This is a genomic window from Actinoplanes sp. NPDC051411, assembly GCF_040682075.1.
In the GTDB taxonomy this organism is placed as follows: Bacteria; Actinomycetota; Actinomycetes; order Mycobacteriales; family Micromonosporaceae; genus Actinoplanes.
The window spans coordinates 16571-32636 of record NZ_JBFBAD010000023.1 but is presented as its reverse complement, the minus strand read 5'-3'; the positions used below and the strand labels follow the sequence as shown (position 1 = coordinate 32636).

General features: G+C 71.5%; 14 protein-coding genes. 2 read left to right on the top strand and 12 right to left on the bottom strand.

From position 1 onward, the window contains the following. Window positions 1-135: 135 nt before the first annotated feature. Window positions 136-2280, bottom strand: a complete 2145-nt coding sequence (locus AB0M88_RS15125) for a DEAD/DEAH box helicase (RefSeq protein ID WP_364101349.1) — start codon at window positions 2278-2280, stop codon at window positions 136-138. A 180-nt stretch (window positions 2281-2460) separates the two neighbouring features. Further along, on the bottom strand, window positions 2461-3672 hold the full coding sequence (locus AB0M88_RS15120; RefSeq protein WP_364101174.1) for a hypothetical protein: 1212 nt from the start codon (window positions 3670-3672) through the stop codon (window positions 2461-2463). Here AB0M88_RS15120 and AB0M88_RS15115 point away from each other — a divergent pair. Beyond that, on the top strand, window positions 3641-4036 hold the full coding sequence (locus AB0M88_RS15115; protein ID WP_364101172.1) for a hypothetical protein: 396 nt from the start codon (window positions 3641-3643) through the stop codon (window positions 4034-4036). The genes AB0M88_RS15120 and AB0M88_RS15115 overlap by 32 nt on opposite strands. A gap of 123 nt (window positions 4037-4159) precedes the next feature. On the opposite strand, the gene AB0M88_RS15110 is transcribed toward AB0M88_RS15115, so the two are convergent. The 6 genes from AB0M88_RS15110 to AB0M88_RS15085 all read right to left on the bottom strand — a co-directional run bounded on the left by AB0M88_RS15110 (window position 4160) and on the right by AB0M88_RS15085 (window position 11489). Beyond that, entirely contained in the window at window positions 4160-4885 is a 726-nt protein-coding gene (locus tag AB0M88_RS15110) for an SDR family oxidoreductase (protein WP_364101169.1), read from the bottom strand. A gap of 102 nt (window positions 4886-4987) precedes the next feature. Then, window positions 4988-6184 carry an MFS transporter gene (locus AB0M88_RS15105; RefSeq protein ID WP_364101166.1) on the bottom strand — a complete coding sequence of 399 codons (1197 nt, stop codon included), beginning with the start codon at window positions 6182-6184 and terminating at the stop codon, window positions 4988-4990. A 183-nt stretch (window positions 6185-6367) separates the two neighbouring features. Beyond that, window positions 6368-8014 carry a serine/threonine-protein kinase gene (locus AB0M88_RS15100; RefSeq protein WP_364101164.1) on the bottom strand — a complete coding sequence of 549 codons (1647 nt, stop codon included), beginning with the start codon at window positions 8012-8014 and terminating at the stop codon, window positions 6368-6370. A gap of 68 nt (window positions 8015-8082) precedes the next feature. After that, window positions 8083-9582, bottom strand: a complete 1500-nt coding sequence (locus AB0M88_RS15095) for a fused MFS/spermidine synthase (protein ID WP_364101161.1) — start codon at window positions 9580-9582, stop codon at window positions 8083-8085. 49 nt (window positions 9583-9631) lie between these two features. Then, window positions 9632-10648, bottom strand: coding sequence for a hypothetical protein (locus AB0M88_RS15090; RefSeq protein WP_364101158.1), 1017 nt, complete (start codon window positions 10646-10648; stop codon window positions 9632-9634). Between the two features lie 64 nt (window positions 10649-10712). Then, window positions 10713-11489, bottom strand: coding sequence for an SDR family oxidoreductase (locus AB0M88_RS15085; RefSeq protein WP_364101155.1), 777 nt, complete (start codon window positions 11487-11489; stop codon window positions 10713-10715). Between the two features lie 24 nt (window positions 11490-11513). On the opposite strand from AB0M88_RS15085, the gene AB0M88_RS15080 reads away from it, so the two are divergent. Continuing rightward, a complete protein-coding gene (locus AB0M88_RS15080; RefSeq protein WP_364101152.1) occupies window positions 11514-11879 on the top strand; it encodes a VOC family protein in 366 nt (121 codons plus the stop codon). On the opposite strand, the gene AB0M88_RS15075 is transcribed toward AB0M88_RS15080, so the two are convergent. The 4 genes from AB0M88_RS15075 to AB0M88_RS15060 form a co-directional block, all read right to left on the bottom strand. Beyond that, a complete protein-coding gene (locus AB0M88_RS15075; protein ID WP_364101149.1) occupies window positions 11876-12682 on the bottom strand; it encodes an inositol monophosphatase family protein in 807 nt (268 codons plus the stop codon). The two genes, AB0M88_RS15080 and AB0M88_RS15075, sit on opposite strands and share 4 nt — an antisense overlap. Further along, a complete protein-coding gene (locus AB0M88_RS15070; protein WP_364101147.1) occupies window positions 12675-13130 on the bottom strand; it encodes a response regulator in 456 nt (151 codons plus the stop codon). Before AB0M88_RS15070 ends, AB0M88_RS15075 begins: the two co-directional genes overlap by 8 nt. 85 nt (window positions 13131-13215) lie before the next feature. Further along, window positions 13216-14805: an ATP-binding protein gene (locus tag AB0M88_RS15065; RefSeq protein WP_364101145.1), complete on the bottom strand. Its 1590-nt coding sequence runs from the start codon at window positions 14803-14805 to the stop codon at window positions 13216-13218. After that, window positions 14802-16004, bottom strand: a complete 1203-nt coding sequence (locus AB0M88_RS15060; protein ID WP_364101142.1) for a fused response regulator/phosphatase — start codon at window positions 16002-16004, stop codon at window positions 14802-14804. Before AB0M88_RS15060 ends, AB0M88_RS15065 begins: the two co-directional genes overlap by 4 nt. Window positions 16005-16066 lie beyond the last annotated feature (62 nt).

The following is a 16066-nucleotide window of genomic DNA, read 5'->3' as shown; positions in this document are numbered from 1 at the left end:
GCCGTCAGCTCGCTGCGCCTGGCGCCCAGCTCCGCCCGCCGTGCCCGACAGCTCGCGACGCGACCGCCGTCAGCTTGCCTCCGCCGCGCCCGACGTCAAGCTCGCCGCGCGGCCGCTGCCTTGCCGTGCGCGACGTCAGTTGGCTACGGCCAGCGCGAGTGGCATCACCGCGCCGGCGCCGGCGCGGCGCAGGGCTCGGCCGGCCAGCGTCATCGTCCAGCCGGAGTCGACCAGGTCGTCGACCAGCAGCACCGGGCCGGCCAACGTGGGCAGTTGCGCCTTGAGCTCGGCCGGGACCGTGAAGGCGTCGTGCAGCGCCAGCACCCGCTGGGCGCTGTTGCCCCGGGCGCCACCACCCTCGTGAGTTGAGGTCAGCGCGCCCAGCAGCGGGAGGCGGCCGACCTTGGCGATGTGTTCGGCCAGGCTCTGCACGAGAAGCGGGTGACGGCGCGAGCCGACCGCGACCACGCCGGCCGGGCGCTGGGCCCACGCGTCGTCGCCGTGGGCCCACGCCTTGAGGACCTCGACGACGGCGGCGGCCAGGTCGCTGGGAATCGGCTGGTCGGGTGACTCCTCGGCGACCAGGGCGCGGAGGCGGTTGCCCCAGCCCAGGTCGGAGAGGCGGCCGACGGAGCGGCCCGGCTCGATCTGCTCGGACGGTGCGATCTTGCCCTTGACCGACAGGCCGACCGCGGCCAGGCCGGTGGGCCACATCTTCTTCGGGGCGATCTCGGCACCCGGCTTGCCCAGGAACGCGTTGGCCGCGGCGAGTGACGCGGCCGACACCTCGGCGTCGAACAGCGGCTCGGCGCAGTTGTCGCACCGGCCGCAGGGCGTGGCCTCCGGATCGTCCAGACACCGCCGGAGGAACTCCATGCGGCAGGTGGCGCTCGACGCATATTCGATCATCGTGTTCTGCTCGGCCGTGCGCGCCTCGGCGACCCGGCGGAGGCGAGCGGTGTCATAGGTCCACGGCTGGCCGGTGGCGAGCCAACCGCCCCTTGATCGGCGGACGGCGCCGTCGACGTCGAGGACCTTGAGCATCATCTCGAGGCGGTTGCGGCGCAGGTCGACCAGCGGTTCGAGCGCCTGGGTCGACATCGGACGGTCGGGCGCCAGGTTGGCCAAAACCGACCGCACCTGGTCCTCGGGCGGGAACGCCAGTGAGGCGAAATAGCGCCAGATCGCGACGTCTTCGGCGCCCGGCAGCAGCACGACCTCGGCGTGCTCGACCGCACGGCCGGCCCGGCCGACCTGCTGGTAATAGGCGATCGGAGACGGCGGGGCACCGAGGTGGATCACGAAGCCGAGGTCGGGCTTGTCGAAGCCCATGCCCAGCGCCGACGTGGCGACCAGGGCCTTGAGCTTGTTGTCGAGAAGGCCCTGCTCGGCCGCGCGGCGCTCGGTGTCGTCGACCTGGCCGGTGTAGGACGCGACCGCGAAGCCGCGCGAGCGCAGGAAGTCGGCGGCCTCGGTGGCCCCGGCGACGGTCAGGGTGTAGACGATGCCGGAGCCGGGGAGCCGCTCGAGGTGGTCGGCGAGCCAGGCCAGCCGGTGCGCGGGGTCGGGCAGGTCGAGCACGGCCAGGCGGAGCGAGTCACGTTCGAGCGAACCGCGCAGCACGAGCGCGTCACCGAGCTGGTCGGCGACGTCGGCGGTCACCCGGGAGTTGGCGGTTGCCGTTGTGGCGAGCACCGGCGTACGGGAAGGAAGCCCAGCCAGGAACTGGCGCAGGCGCCGATAATCCGGGCGGAAGTCGTGCCCCCAGTCGGAAACGCAGTGTGCCTCGTCGACCACAAGCAGCCCGGTCGTGGCGGCCAGATCGGGAAGCACGCTGTCGCGGAAATCGGGGTTGTTGAGGCGCTCGGGGCTGATCAGCAGGACGTCGACCTCGCCGAGCCGGATCTCGGCCTGGATCAGGCTCCACTCGTCGAGGTTGGCCGAGTTGATCGTGCGGGCCCGGATGCCCGCGCGGGCGGCCGCTTCGACCTGGTTTCGCATGAGCGCGAGCAGGGGCGACACGATCACGGTCGGGCCGGCCGCCCGCTCACCGGACTGCGCCGTGACGCCGTCACGCAACAGCGCGGTCGCCACGAAATAGACGGCCGATTTGCCCCAGCCTGTTCGCTGGACGCAGAGCACCCGCCGCCGGTCGACCGTGAGCGCCTCGATGGCGCGCCACTGGTCTTCTCGCAGCGTCGCGTGCTCGCCGGCGAGGCGGCGCAGCACCTCCTCGGCACGCTCGCGCACCGCTGCTCGCTGAGCCTGGTCAGCCACGATGGGGGTCGTCTCGGTCACCCGGCATGTCTATCAGCCGCCACCGACAAAACCCCGGTTATCCACAGGCCAGAAAGTTATCCACAGCTTCAAAAGATCTCGTACGCCGATCCGGCCGCGCCCGCCAGAGTCGGGCCGTTCGCCAGCTTCGGAGAGGAGCGGATCGTGCCGAAAAATCGAAGGTCAACCCGCCGGAGACACTTCCAGCCGGCCGATGAGCGGCGCAACAGCGGGCGGCGGCGCCGAGGCTTCCCGGACGCCGGAGAGGATGGTCGATTCGGGCGGGAGTCGGGCCGTCCGCCGAGCGATAGTGCCGGGCCGCGCGATCCGCGCGAGAGGTTCCGTGCGCGCGACACGAGCCACCTGCGCGACGCCAGCCATCCGCGCGACCTCAGCCAGTTGCGTGGCGTCAGCCAGTTGCGGGGCGTGAGCGAGCAGCCGCCGGTGGGTGCGGATCGCCTGCGCGACGCGGATCGCCTGCTTGATGAGTGCTTGGGCCGCGATGCGAGTGCTCGAGAGAGGGGTTTGGAAGGCGCTGAAGGAAGCCGTCGCGATCAAGGCAGCGGACGGGTTGGAGGTGGCCGTTGTACTGAGGACAGGCGCGTTGTCGACGACCGGTGCGACACCGACGACCCGCGCGAGTCTGCCGACCCGCGCGAGGCTGCCGACCCGCGCGAGGCTGCCGACCCGCGCCACGCTGACGACCTGCGCGACGGTGAAGATGAGCGGGGCGCTGGAGGCTGGCGGCGTGGCGAAGGTGGGCAGCGACGGAAGGCGCGGCGGCCGGGTCGGGTCGATGGGCGGGGTGATGCTGGCGCCCGGACGGCGAGTCGCCTTCGGCTTCTTCAGCTCGATATTCGCGAGGAGGAAGGACGTGGTCTTCCGGTCCTGGGCGAAAGCGGGGACGGTTCGGGCGACAGCGCGATCGAGGCAGCGCGCGGGGCGCGGATTGTTCAGTTCCGCGCACCCGATCCGGCGGAGGATCGCAGACGCTGGGCCGCGCGTGAGCGCATCGTGCAGATGGGTGGCCGAACCGGTCCCGGGCGACCGCGGCGAGTGGGGCGGTGGCCGGTCGCCGGCTCGGCCGGCAGCCGAACTGCCGGAGACGCCCAGAGCGCCGGGGATTTTCGTGCGGTCGGCGGCTTTCCTGACGCCAGGGACGCCAGGGACGCCAGGGACGTCAAGGACGCCAAGGACGTTCGAGACGTCCTTGACGGTCGAGTCGCGAGAGACGTTCGAGCTGCCAGAGATTCCTGGACGGCCAGAGATCCCCGAGGATCGGGTGACGAGGCGGGCTGATCTGGGCGGCGGGTTTTCGGGCATTGCGTTGAACAACAAATCTGGCGGTGGGAGGGTCGGTGGCATGAAGACGATTGCCGAGAAACTGCTGATCAAGCCGCATACCACCGTCTGGCTGTCCGACCCGGCGCGGTTGGCGCTGCTGGCGCCGATGCCTGATGGCGTGCGGGAGGTCGACACGTTGGCTACGGCGAGTACGGCGGTCGTGTTTGCCGGCAGTGCGGCCCAGGCGCGGGAACAACTGGAGAAGCACGACGACGATCTGGATAAGCCGGGTGCGTTCTGGGTCGCCTACCCGAAGGGCAACAAGGCCGACATCAACCGGGATTCGCTGTGGCCGATTGTGGCCGAGTTCGACATGCGGCCGTGCGGTCAGGTGGCGATCGACGATCACTGGTCTGGGCTTCGCTTTCGGCGCAACGAGGCCGGCGAGGGCAAGTTCACCGGCGACGCCGACTGACAACCGCCGACCCGGCCAGAGAAGAGGGACCGCCGGCCCGGCACGATCGGCGCGCGGCGGGCGCAGCGGCCGGGCCGCCGAGAGGCCAGCTGACGAAGCCGGCTCGGTGGGCGGATGGGTGGGTCAGCGGCCCAGGACTGAGCCGCCGTTGACGTTGATGATCTGGCCGGTGACGTAGCCGCCGCCGGGGCCGGTCAGCCAGCGGACGGCCTCGGCGATGTCGGAGGGGGTGCCGGCTTGCTTCAGGAGGGTCGCGTTTACCCGGTTTTCGTGGCCGGCCGGGGTCATGCGGCCGGCGAAGAATTCGCTGTCGGTTACGTAGCCGGGTGCGATGACGTTGGCGGTGATGCCCTGGTCGCCGAGGTCGGTGGCCAGGTCGAGGACGTAGCCGTGCAGGGCGGCCTTGGCGGCGGAGTAGGGGCCGCCGCCGCCCTTCTGAGCCGCGATCGAGCTGGTCAGGATTATCCGGCCGCCGGGGCGCCGCAGCGAGGGCAGCAGGGCGGTCGTCATCAGGACGGCGGTCAGCACATTGGACTCGAAGTTGGCCTGCCAGTGGGCGGCCACCTGCTCCAATGTGGAGTTCTGGCCGGCCACGTAGGCGCCGGCGTTGTTGACCAGCACGTCGAGCGGGCGGTCGCCGACGGCCGCGACCACCTGGGGGATCTGGGCCGGGTCTGCGATGTCGGCCGGGACCGCGGTGGCCTGCGGGCCGATCCATTTCACCGCGTCGGTCAGCACGTCCGCGCGGCGGCCGACGATGAGCACGTCGTAGCCTTCGCCGGCCAGCATGCCGGCCGTCGCCCGGCCGATGCCGGTGCCGCCACCCGTGACTACCGCAAGCCTCGACATGGCTCGACCCTATCGGCGCACGAGCCGGCCCCGCCCACCAACCCGAACACGGCCGGGCTGGTGGACGGAGGAGGCCTAACCAGGAGTCGACCTCACGCAGGGTCAAACAGTGGCGACTCGGAGAGGGCGCCAGGCGAACGAGGCCACCAGCAACATGGCCACCGCCGCCGCGGCGTAAGTGGCGGTCAGGCCGAACGCCGTGGCGTACAGGCCGCCCAGCAGGGAGCCCAGCGCCGCCCCCGCCACGTCGGTCAGCGAATAGACGCTGGTCACCCGGCCGTACAGCTCGGCCGGGATGTCGCGCTGGCGGATGGTCGTCACGACCACTCCCCAGACCGTCGTGTGGATGCCGAAGATGACGATCATCAGGGCGGCGACCAGCGGGTTCGTGGTCAGGGCCAGGGTTGTGTGCAGGGCCACCTCGACCAGCAGGCCGAGGCGGAGCAGCCGGGACGCGCCGACCGCTTGGAGCAGGCGGGAGGCGACCAGGGTGCCCAGGAAGCCGCCGACCGCGAAGGCGAGCAGCAGCACGCCGTACCCGATGTCGGACAGGCCCAGGCGCTGCGTCGCGTAGAGCACGAAGACCGCGAACGCCGCGCAGAAGACCAGGTTGGCCACGGCCATCGTGACGGCCAGGGTACGGAGCAGGCGGTGGGCGAACAGGAAGCGGACCCCGAAGGAGATCTCCGAACGCAGCCGGCCGGAGCGGCCCGTTGCCGGTAGCGGGCGGAGGGAGGCCACGAGCAGCGCGGATACGCCGAATGTCGCCGCGTTCAAGCCGAACGGCAGGGAGGCGGCCACGACGAACAGCCACGCCCCTAACGGCTTCGCCGCGAACTGGTTGATCAGGTTGAAGTTGGCGTAGAGCAGCGAGTTGGCTCGGGGCCGCGACACCGGCGGCACGAGGGCCGGGACGAAGGCGGCCGACGCGGTGTCGGCCAGGGTCTCGCCGGTGCCGAGGACGAAGCAGACGATCAGGATCAGGGGGACGCCGGCTGAGCCGGCGGCTACGGCCAGAGCGAGTACGCCGAGAGCCCCGCCCCGCACCACGTTGACCGCCACGACGAGGCGCCGCCGGTCGAGACGGTCCGCCCAGGCGCCGCTGATCAGGGCGAACAGCAGCCACGGCAGTTGTTGAGCGAAGGCGGCGCCGGCGACCGCGGCCGGGTCGGGGCTGATCGAGGCGACGAGCAGGGGGCCGGCGACCATGGTGACGCCGTCGCCGAGGTTGGACACGGCGGATGAGGCCCACAGTTTCCAGAAGTCCGCGCCCAGGGGCACGGCGAAAAGGGCACGCAAGAAGAACTCCTCAAGCAGGGGGAAGAGGGGGACTGCCCCATCGCGAGGAGTGAGAAGGCCGCCGGGCCGGCAGCGACTGAGGCTAGAGCCGGGCGGTGTCCCCACGCGTCGGGGCGGGGACCGTCACCATGGTGAGAGACATGCTCATCTCCATCCGGCTGCAGGGAAGACAACGAGGAAAAGCTACGGGACTCTCCGGCCGGCAGTCGACCCATTACCGGCCGCTTCGCTCACGCCCTGCTGGTCGTCGGAGGCGGGCCCGGTCATGCTCCCGAGAACCTCGGCCCGGCACCGGTGCCCGTTGAGACTGAACGAGAACGGCAGCGCGTTCACGCCGCGATAGTCCCCTCGCAGCGTGAACGCCCGCAGTTTTCCCCGCCCCTTGACGACGACCTTGTGTCCCTTCTGGGCGACCGTCTTCTCGGGCGAGGTCAGCTTCTGCGACCCCGGATAGGCGAACCGCACGCGCCAGAGATGACCGGCCACGGCATCGGTCGCCGCGACCGTCAGCAGCGCCTCGTAGTCGCTGCCCGAATCGCGTTTGAGCTGGTAGCGCACCGCGCAGACGGTCCCCTGCGGCACCGACGCCGGGGCCGTGCCGGCCGCTTGCGCCTGTTCGACCGCCGGAGTGCCCCGCGACGACGACCAGGCCAGACCGCCGACGACCACCAGGGCCACGGTGCCGATCACCGCCTGCACTCGATGGCGGAGCGACACGACCGGCAGCGACGGGCGGCGGCCGGCGAAGACGCCGCCGCCGAGGGGCCGTACGCCGCCCATCCCGAGCGCCGTTCCGATCCTCAGTCCGGCGCGTAGTCGCAGGGTGCGGGTGCGCGGCCTCGGACCCGGCGTACCGCCCGGAAGTCCCAGATAAGCGAGAGCGGCGCGGCCGAGCCCTCGCCGCGCGGGGTTCAGGGTCGCCGCCCCGCGAGCCGGCACCGCGCTCGGTTCGTGCGCGGTGATCGACGGGATGACCGGCTGAAGCCCGACCAGCGCGGCCAGCGACCGGGCCACCTCGGCCGCGCGCGGGCGGTCGGCCGGGTTCTTGGCCAGGCAGCGCAGGCACAGCGACCCGACCGCGGACGGCATCCCCGGCTGGTCGGGCACCGGGTCGGGAGCGGCGTAGAGGTGGGCCCGCAACGCTTCGGCGGTGGTCTCGGCCGGCCAGGGCAGCCGGCCGGTGAGGCTGCGATAGAGCAGGAGTCCCAGGGCGTACACGTCGGCGGCGGCCGCGACCTGGGCGCCGCCGAGGCGTTCGGGGGCGAGGTAGGCCGGCGTGCCGAGGAGGCTGCCGTCGGGCGACGCGTCGCGCTGGCCGACCGCGGCCGAGATGCCGAAGTCGACGACCTTGGCCCCGGCGCCGGTGAGCATCACGTTGGCCGGTGTGACGTCGCGGTGCACGAGCCCGCGCGCGTGCGCGGTGGCCAGCGCAGACGCGACCTCGGCGGTGATCGTCACCGCCTCGCACCAGTCCAGCGACCCCTGCCGGCCGATGCGGGCGGCGACCGATTCGCCGTCGTTGAGTTCCATGACGACGAACGGCACCGAGAGTTCGCCGTTGAGCGGGGTTTCGCCGAAGTCGAAGATGCCGGTGATGTGCGGGTGGGCGAGCCGGGCGGCGGCGAGCGCCTCCTGGCGTAGCCGGTCGCGGAATGCCTGGTCGCCGGCGAGTCGCGGGGACAGCACCTTGACCGCGACGGGCCGGCCGAGCACCTCGTCGTAGCCGCGCCAGACGACCGACATGCCGCCGGCGCCGAGCTTCTCGACGAGCCGGTACCGGCCCGCGACGCGAAGCGGACCCGCCTGACCGTTTCGCTCCGTCCGCCCCATATGCCGATTGTGACCCGCGGCACCGGCGGCGAAGCCCCGCACCCCGAAACTGGGAGTTATGTCCGGATTCAATATCCGAGGAGCTGGTCGACCGGGGCGTAGTCGTCGGTCAGCACCCGGGCGTGCCCGGCGAACGAGCCGTCCGGCAGCAGGGTCACCGGCTCCTTGGCGTGCCGGTCGAGCCCGGCGCGGATCGTGGTCAGCGGCAGCGGGCTCTTCGAGGCGACGATCACGAAGTTGGAGCCGGTCGAGCCGGACAGCGCCTTCGGCGGGGCGATCAGCGCGACGTGCGGGAACACCGCCGCCACGGTCGCCAACTCGGACTTGACGAACCGGTCGGGCGGATGGTCGATGACGTTCTGGGCGTAGACCCCGCCCGGCCGCAGCGTCCGTGCGACCTGGGCCATCATCTCGCGGGTCGACAGGTGCCAGGGCACCACCAGGTAGCCGAACGCGTCGCCGATCACCAGGTCGTAGGCCGCCGCCGGCTGCGCGGTCAGCCCGACTCGCGCGTCGCCCACCTCGACCCGCAGGTCGGGCCCGGTCACCAGCCCGAGCTTCTGCCGGTCGAGCTTGACCAGGCCGCCGTCCAGCTCGAGCACCAGCTGGCGGCTGCCGGGCCGGGTCGCCCGCAGATATTCCGGCATCGTGAAGCCGCCCCCGCCGAGGTGCAGGGCATCGATCGGCGAGGCGGGGCCCGGGCTCAGCGCGTCGGTCACCGCCGCGATCCATTGGACGTACGCGAAATCCAGGTGCGACGGGTCACTCAGGTCGACGTACGAGTGGTGGGCCGAGTTGAGGATCAGCAGACGCCCGCTCGGGTCGGCCCGGTCCACCTCGACCGAGGCGCAGTGGTAGGCCGTCTCGACGTCGCACGGGTCGGGAGCGGTCGCGCCCAGCCCGGCCGCCGCCAGGCCGACCACGCCGAGCAGCGCCCGGGCGCGCGGGCTGCCGGGCAGTTCGCCCGCGTCCCGCCGCAGCCGCCAGCCGAGGATCAGGCCGCCCACCGCCAGCAGCCCGGCCAGGCCCAGCACGATCCAGCTGCTCGGCAGGGCCGCCACGAAGATGAAGCCGGTCGCCAGCGTCGCCGTGATCGCGCCGAGCGTGCCGATGCTGGAGAGCCGCCCGACCACCGCGCCGGTCCGGTTGAGGTCGGCCAGCTGGAGCTTCACCACCATCGGCGTGACCGTGGAGAGCAGGAACGCCGGGAGGAAGACGGCCATGGCGGCGAGCAGCAGCACGGCCGGGGCGGCCCCACCGCGCAGGATCTGCCCGGCCCAGCGGACCAGCGGCAGGGTGAGAGCGGTGCCGATCGCGCCCAGGATCAGGGCCGGGGCGAGCAGGGCGCGCGGGTCGAAACGGTCGGCCAGCCGGCCTCCCAGCCAGGTGCCGTACGCGATCGCGGCCAGCGAGACCCCGATGACCGAGCTGCTGACCTGCAGGGTCACGCCGACGTACGGCCCGACGAGGCGCAGCGCGACGATCTCGAGGACCAGCACCGACCCGCTGGCCCCGAACACGAGTGTCGAGGCGAGGGCGGACGGCAGCGCACGCGGCGGAGCTCCCATCGCGGAGATGCTACCGAGCCGCCCTCAAAAACCTCTTCGCCGTCGAAACCTAGAGCACCGACAGGTGTACGTGGTTGGTGTGCACGGCGGCCGCGTCGCCGGTGGCGCTGTAGGCCTTCCAGCCGGTGCCGGGCATCCAGATCTGCCGGTACCAGATCACGTAGAGGACGCCGAGCCGATCGGAGTTCTTGATGAAGTACGCCGCTAGCCGGTTGCCGTAGTCCTTGTCTGCGCCGGTCGCGGCCTTGTCGACGAAGCCGCTGGAGTGGGCCGAGAAGTCGCAGGCCCGGCCCTTGGGATGCTCGCCGCTGTCCTGATGCCGGAAGCACGCCACGTAGTGGGTGAACCCGGCCGACTTGGCGTTCTGATAGGCGTTGAGCATGCGCGGCGTGATGCACCCGGTGGTCGTCGGGTCGTTGATCGTGCAGCCCTCCTTGGGCCACGACCCGTCCGAGTTGCGCGGAGCCGCCTTGGCCAGCGGCGAGTGGGGGTCGAGGAAGCCGCTGCCCGTCGCGCCGCCACCGATGCCGGCCAGCGCCAGCTCGGCCTCTTTCTTCTTCCTGCCCAGCGCGGTGACCTGCTTCTGCTGCTCGGTCACCTCGCGGTCGATGTCGGCCTTGGCCTGCCGGGCCGCGCTGAGGTCGTCCTGATATTTCTTCAGGGTCGACCCGTCGACCTGGGCCATCATGTCGAGCCGCTCGGCCCGTTCGAGGAAGATGTCGGGCGAGCTGCTGTCGAGCAGCATGGTCGTGGTGTTGGTGCGGCCGAGGCGGTAGGACCGGTTGGCGATGACACCGACCTGCGCCTCGAGGTCCTTCGCGCCGGCCTGCGACTGGGCGACCAGCTTCTGCAGGTCGGACTGGCGCTTCTTGGACGCGTTCAGCTTCTGGATGGCGTCGGCCTGGCCCTTGGCCGCCGACTCCAGGGCATCTTCGAGCTTCTTGCCGCCGCTCTCGCCACTGGGCTCGGCGTAGGCCGCGGAGCCCGGCGCGGCCAGCATCAGCGCGCAGGCGGTCGCGAGTAACGCGAGCGCAGCGTAAAGCCGGCGGAGGGTTGTCGCCGCCACGGAACCTCCCCAGGTCATGAGCGGGGCAAACTCTATCGCGGGGCGCAAGGGGTGGACAGATAGATCAAGTCGCGGAGTATCCGCCGTCGACGAAGAGTGTCTGGCCGGTCACGGCAACGGCAGCATCGCTGGCCAGAAAGACGGCACACGCCCCGAAATCGTCCGGTACGCCGTTTCTCCCGATCATCGCGCGGGCGGCGTGCTGAGCGACCTTGGCCGGGTCGGCGAAGGTGGGCTCGGTCAGCGGGGTGTGCACCACTCCGGGCGCGATCGCGTTGCAGCACACTCCGTGCGGCGACCAGGCCTCGGCCTGCGAACGGGTGAGCGCGACCAGGCCGGCCTTGGAGACCCCGTAGGCGCCGCTGTTCCCGTACGCCCGGAAGGCCTGCTGCGACGCGACATTGATGATTCGCCCCCAGCCCTTGGCGGCCATCCGCGGGCCGAAGGCCTGCCCGAGCCGGAACGGGGCGGTGAGGTTTGCGCTCATCGTGACGTCCCAGTCATCCTCGGTGAGCTCATCCATCGGCGGTCGACGGTTCACCCCGGCCGAGTTCACGAGCACGTCGGGATCCCCGTACCCGTCCCTGATCTGCTCGACGGCGGCCGTGAGCGCCGCCCGGTCGGCGAGATCGGCCGAGATCGCGTGCCCTTCGGCGCCGTGCCCGGCGAGCTCCCGGACCACTTCGGACATCGGCTTCGGACGCCGCGCCACCAGGATGATCCGGGCCCCGGCCCGGCCCAGCGCGATCGCCATCGCCCGCCCGAGACCGGAGCTTCCCCCGGTCACGACCGCGGTGCGCCCGCGGAGGCCGAAGATCTCATCGAGGTACGCATCGGACATGCTCCGCACCCTAGGGTGGCAGTCGTGTTCACCGAGGCGTTTCCGATTGTGACCGTCCCCTCAATCGCGACGGCGTGTGAGTTCTACGTCGGCCTGCTCGGTTTCCGGCTGACCTACGCCTATCCGCCCGAGGGTGACCCCGATTTCGTGGTCGTGCGGCTCGGCGCGAGCGAGCTCGGGCTGGGCCTCGACCCGCTGGCCGCGCCGGCCGACGCGCTGGAGCTGTGCGTCTATGCCGACGACTGCGACCGGGCCGTCGCCACGCTGCGCTCGGCCGGCGTGCTGGTCGTCGAGGAGCCGAGCGACCAGGCCTGGGGCGAACGCATGGCCCGGGTGCTCGACCCGGCCGGCAACCGGGTGATGATCGTGTCGCGGGACGAGAAGAACTAACGGCGGAACGACGGCAGCAGCGCGTCGCGGACCGACTGCCAGATCTCCGGGTTTTCCGCCGCCAGCAGGCCCGAGTCGCGGTTGGCCGGCTGATATTCGGAGCCGTCGAAGTGCCGCACGGTGCCGCCGGCCTCCCGGATGATCAGCGTGCCCGGCACGTGGTCCCACGGGAGCACCCGCCAGAACGCCGCGAACTGCTGCCGGTCGGTGGCCACGGCCGGGTATTCCCAGCCCGCGCAGTGCCGGCCGCGGGTGATCTCGCCGAAGACGTGCGCGTTGGCCTTCGCCTCGTCATGCAGGCCGGCCGGGAAGTAGTGGGTGGCGACCACGCCGACCATGGCGGCGACGCCGGGGTCGTCGGTGCGGCTCTTGACGCGTACGCCGTCGCGGTAGGTGCCGGAACCGCGCTCGGCCACCGTGAGGTGGTCGCCCGGCACGTCGAGGATCCACGACGCGACCGTCTCGCCGGCTTCGACCAGCGCCACCATCATCGCGAACGGCTCCTTGCCGGCCGCGAAGTTGTTGGTGCCGTCGACCGGGTCGACGATCCAGATCGGGCCCTGGCCGCTGAGCCGGTCGAGGATGCCCGGATCGGCGGCGACCGCCTCCTCGCCGACGACGGTCGAGCCGGGCAGCAGCGCGGTCAGCCCGCGGGTCAGTTCCCGCTCGGATTCCTGATCGGCGATCGTGACCAGATCGCCCGGGGTCTTCTGGTGCACCTCGTCGGCCGCGAGGTGCCGGAAACGCGGGAGCACGACCGTGGCCGCGACCTCCCGGATCAGCTCGGCGACCTGGTCAAGCACGCGGCGGCAACTTCACGACGCTGACGAAGAACTCGTCGATCTGCCGGATCACCGCGATGAACCGCTCGAAGTCGACCGGCTTGGTCACGTACGCGTTGGCGTGCAGCTGGTAGCTGCGCAGGATGTCCTCGTCGGCCGAGGAGGTGGTGAGCACGACCACCGGGATGCGGCCGAGGTCCTCGTCCTTCTTGATCTCCTCCAGCACCTCGCGGCCGTCGCGGCGGGGCAGGTTGAGGTCGAGCAGGATCAGGTCGGGGCGTACGGCGCCGGAGAACGCGCCCTCGCGGCGCAGGTAGGCCAGGGCCTCGGCGCCGTCGGAGACCACCGTGAGCCGGTTGCGGACCTTGTGCTCCTCGAACGCCTCCTGGGTCATCAGGACGTCGCCGGGGTCGTCCTCGACCAGCAGCACCTCGATCGCGGTGCCCTCGGCTCTAGTGATCTCGGTCATGCCGGCCCTCCCTGGGCGCGCTCTTCCGGCCCTCGCCTGCGGCCACCGTCGTGCGGTTGCCGGCGGTGCCGCTCGGTGCAGGCGATCACGCCGTGACCTCTTTCCGCGGTTCCAACGTCTTCTCCGTGCCGGGCAGGCCCGGCAACACCGGGATGGTGAAGTTGATCGAGGTGCCTTCCGGGACTTCGAGATCGAGCCAGATCCGACCGCCATGATATTCGACGATCTTCTTGACGATGGCCAGTCCGATGCCGGTGCCCTCGTAGGCGTCCCTCGCGTGCAGCCGCTGGAAGATGACGAACACCTTGTCGGCGAACTCGGCCTCGATGCCGATGCCGTTGTCGCGCACGTTGATCCGCCACTCGTCGCCTTCGCGCCGGGCGCTGATCTGGATGACCGGCGGCACGTCGGGCCGCCGGAACTTGAGCGAGTTGCCGATCAGGTTGACGAACAGGGTCGTCAGCAGCGGCTCCTCGCCCTCCACAATGGGCAGGTCGGTCCAGGTGATCTCGCCGTCGGCGCCGGCCCGGGCCTCGAGCTGCGACCGGACCTCCTCGAGCACCCGGTTGAGGTCGACGTCGGTGAAACCGCTGGTCAGGCGGCCGATTCGGGAGAACGCCAGCAGGTCGTTGATCAGCCGCTGCATCCGCTGGGCCCCGTCGACCGCGAAGCCGATGTATTGGTCGGCCCGTTCGTCGAGCTGGCCCGCGTAGCGGCGCTGCAGCAGCTGGCAGAAGCTGGCCACCTTGCGCAGCGGCTCCTGCAGGTCGTGGGACGCCACGTAGGCGAACTGCTCGAGATCGCGGTTGGACCGGGTCAGCTCCTCGGCCTGGACCTTGAGCTGATCGTTGATCCACTCGACCTGGGTGCGGGCCTCGCGGACCTCGGACAGCTCGGCCGCGATCTTGCGCCGCATGCCGTCGACGTCCGAGGCGAGGCTCGCCAGCTCGGGCGAGCCGGCGCTGGAGATGTGCCGGTCGTAGTCGCCCTCCGCGACGCCGCGCACCTGCTCGGCGAGCTCGACCACCGGGCGGCTGACCAGCCGGTCGAGCAGCAGCAACAGGGCCGCACCGGCGAGGATGACGATCGCCGCGGCGGCGATCTGGATCGCGACCAGGGTCCGGCTGGTCTGCCGGGCGGCCGCCGCCGACTGGTTGCGCAGCACCTGGATCTGGCCCTGCATCCGGTCGATCGCGGCACGGATGGTGTCGAACTGACCGGTCGAGGCCTCGGTGATCCGGTTCTGGCCGGCCGCCGTGCCCTCGGTCTGGACGGTTTTGATCACCGGCTCGGCGACCTCGGTGTGCCAGGCCGCGGCCCGCGTCTTCACCAGATCGAGGGACGCCTTGATGTCGGTGTCGCCCGGCTTGAGCAGCCCCTCGATGCGCGCGAGGTCGGTCCGCTCGTCGGCCTGGCCGCTCGTGTAGGGCGCCAGGTTGGCCGGGTCACCGGTGATCGCGTAACCCCGGATGCCGGTCTCCTGGTTGACCAGAGCGGTATAGAGCGACTCGCCGGACGCCCGCATCGGGGAGGCCCGGTTGAGCACGTCGTCGAGCTGCCGGTTGTTGCGGGCGGCGGTGAGCACGGCGAACACCGCCAGCGCGCCGAGCAGCACGCCGACCGTGATGCACAGCGCCGCGATCCGCCGCCGCAGGGTCCAGGTGCGCAGGTTCATCGGCCCTTCCCACGGGAGATCAACAACATGGCCACGTCGTCGGCCAGTGGGCCGCCGTTGGCCTGCTCGGCCCGCCCGACCAGCCAGGCCGGCAGGGCGGCCAGCGGCACCTCGGCGGCCAACGGCTCGCCGAGCAGCTTGCACAGGCCGTCGACGTCGAGGCGCTCGCTGCCGGCACCGGTGTGCCCCTCGATCAGCCCGTCGGTGTACATCAGCAGCGACCAGTCGGCGCCCGGGAACTCGACCTCGCTGACCGGGGCCGGCTTGGGGCGTACGCCGAGCACTATGCCGGGACGGGCGGTGACCGGGACGGCCCGGCCCTCGCCCAGCAGCACGGGTGGCGGGTGGCCGGCCAGGCGTACGGTCGCGCGGTTGCCGGCCAGATCGACCACCACCGAGGCGACGGTCGCGAAGATCTCGCGCGCCCGGCGCTCGCTCATCAGCACCTGTTCGAGTGAACTCAGGATCGCCTCGTCGGGCACCCCGGCCAGCACCAGCGCCCGCCAGGCGACCCGCAGCTCGACGCCGAGCGCGGCCTCGTCGACCCCGTGGCCGCAGACGTCGCCGACGATCACGTGCAGGCGGTCGTCGCCGACCTGGACGACGTCGAAGAAGTCGCCGCCGAGCAGCCCCATCGCCCGGCCCGAGCGATAGAACGTGTGCACCGCGACCTCGGTCGTCTGCATCAGCGGCTGGGGCAGCAGGCCGCGCTCGAGGCGGGCCGACTCGGCCTGCCGCAGCTCGACCTCGCGCAGGCGCTGGGCGTTTTCGTCGGCCCGCTTGCGCTCGACCGCGTAGCGCAGCGCCCGGGTCAGCAGGACGCCGTCGACCTGGCCCTTGACCAGGTAGTCCTGGGCGCCCTCGGCGACCGCGGCGACGCCCAGGTGCTCGTCGGAGCGGCCGGTCAGCACGCAGACCGCGGCACCGCCGGCGACCGACAGGAACCGGCGAAGGCCGTCGATGCCCTCGGCGTCGGGCAGGCCCAGGTCGAGCAGGACGCACTGCACGCCCTGGATCTTGGTGCTGGCCTCGCTCAGGCTGGTCGCCATGCTCAGGTCGAACGGCGCCTCGGCCTCGTCGAGCAGCTCGCGGACCAGGAACGCGTCGCCCTCGTCATCCTCGACGAGGAGCACGCGCAGCCGCTCCTGCGGCATAGCGGTGGTGCCACGGACGCGGGGCGCGACCGACCGTTCAGTCATGCCGAGAACCCCACTCGTCTGCACCGGGCATGTCCCGCTGATCGTCCATCAGGAGCGGCGGG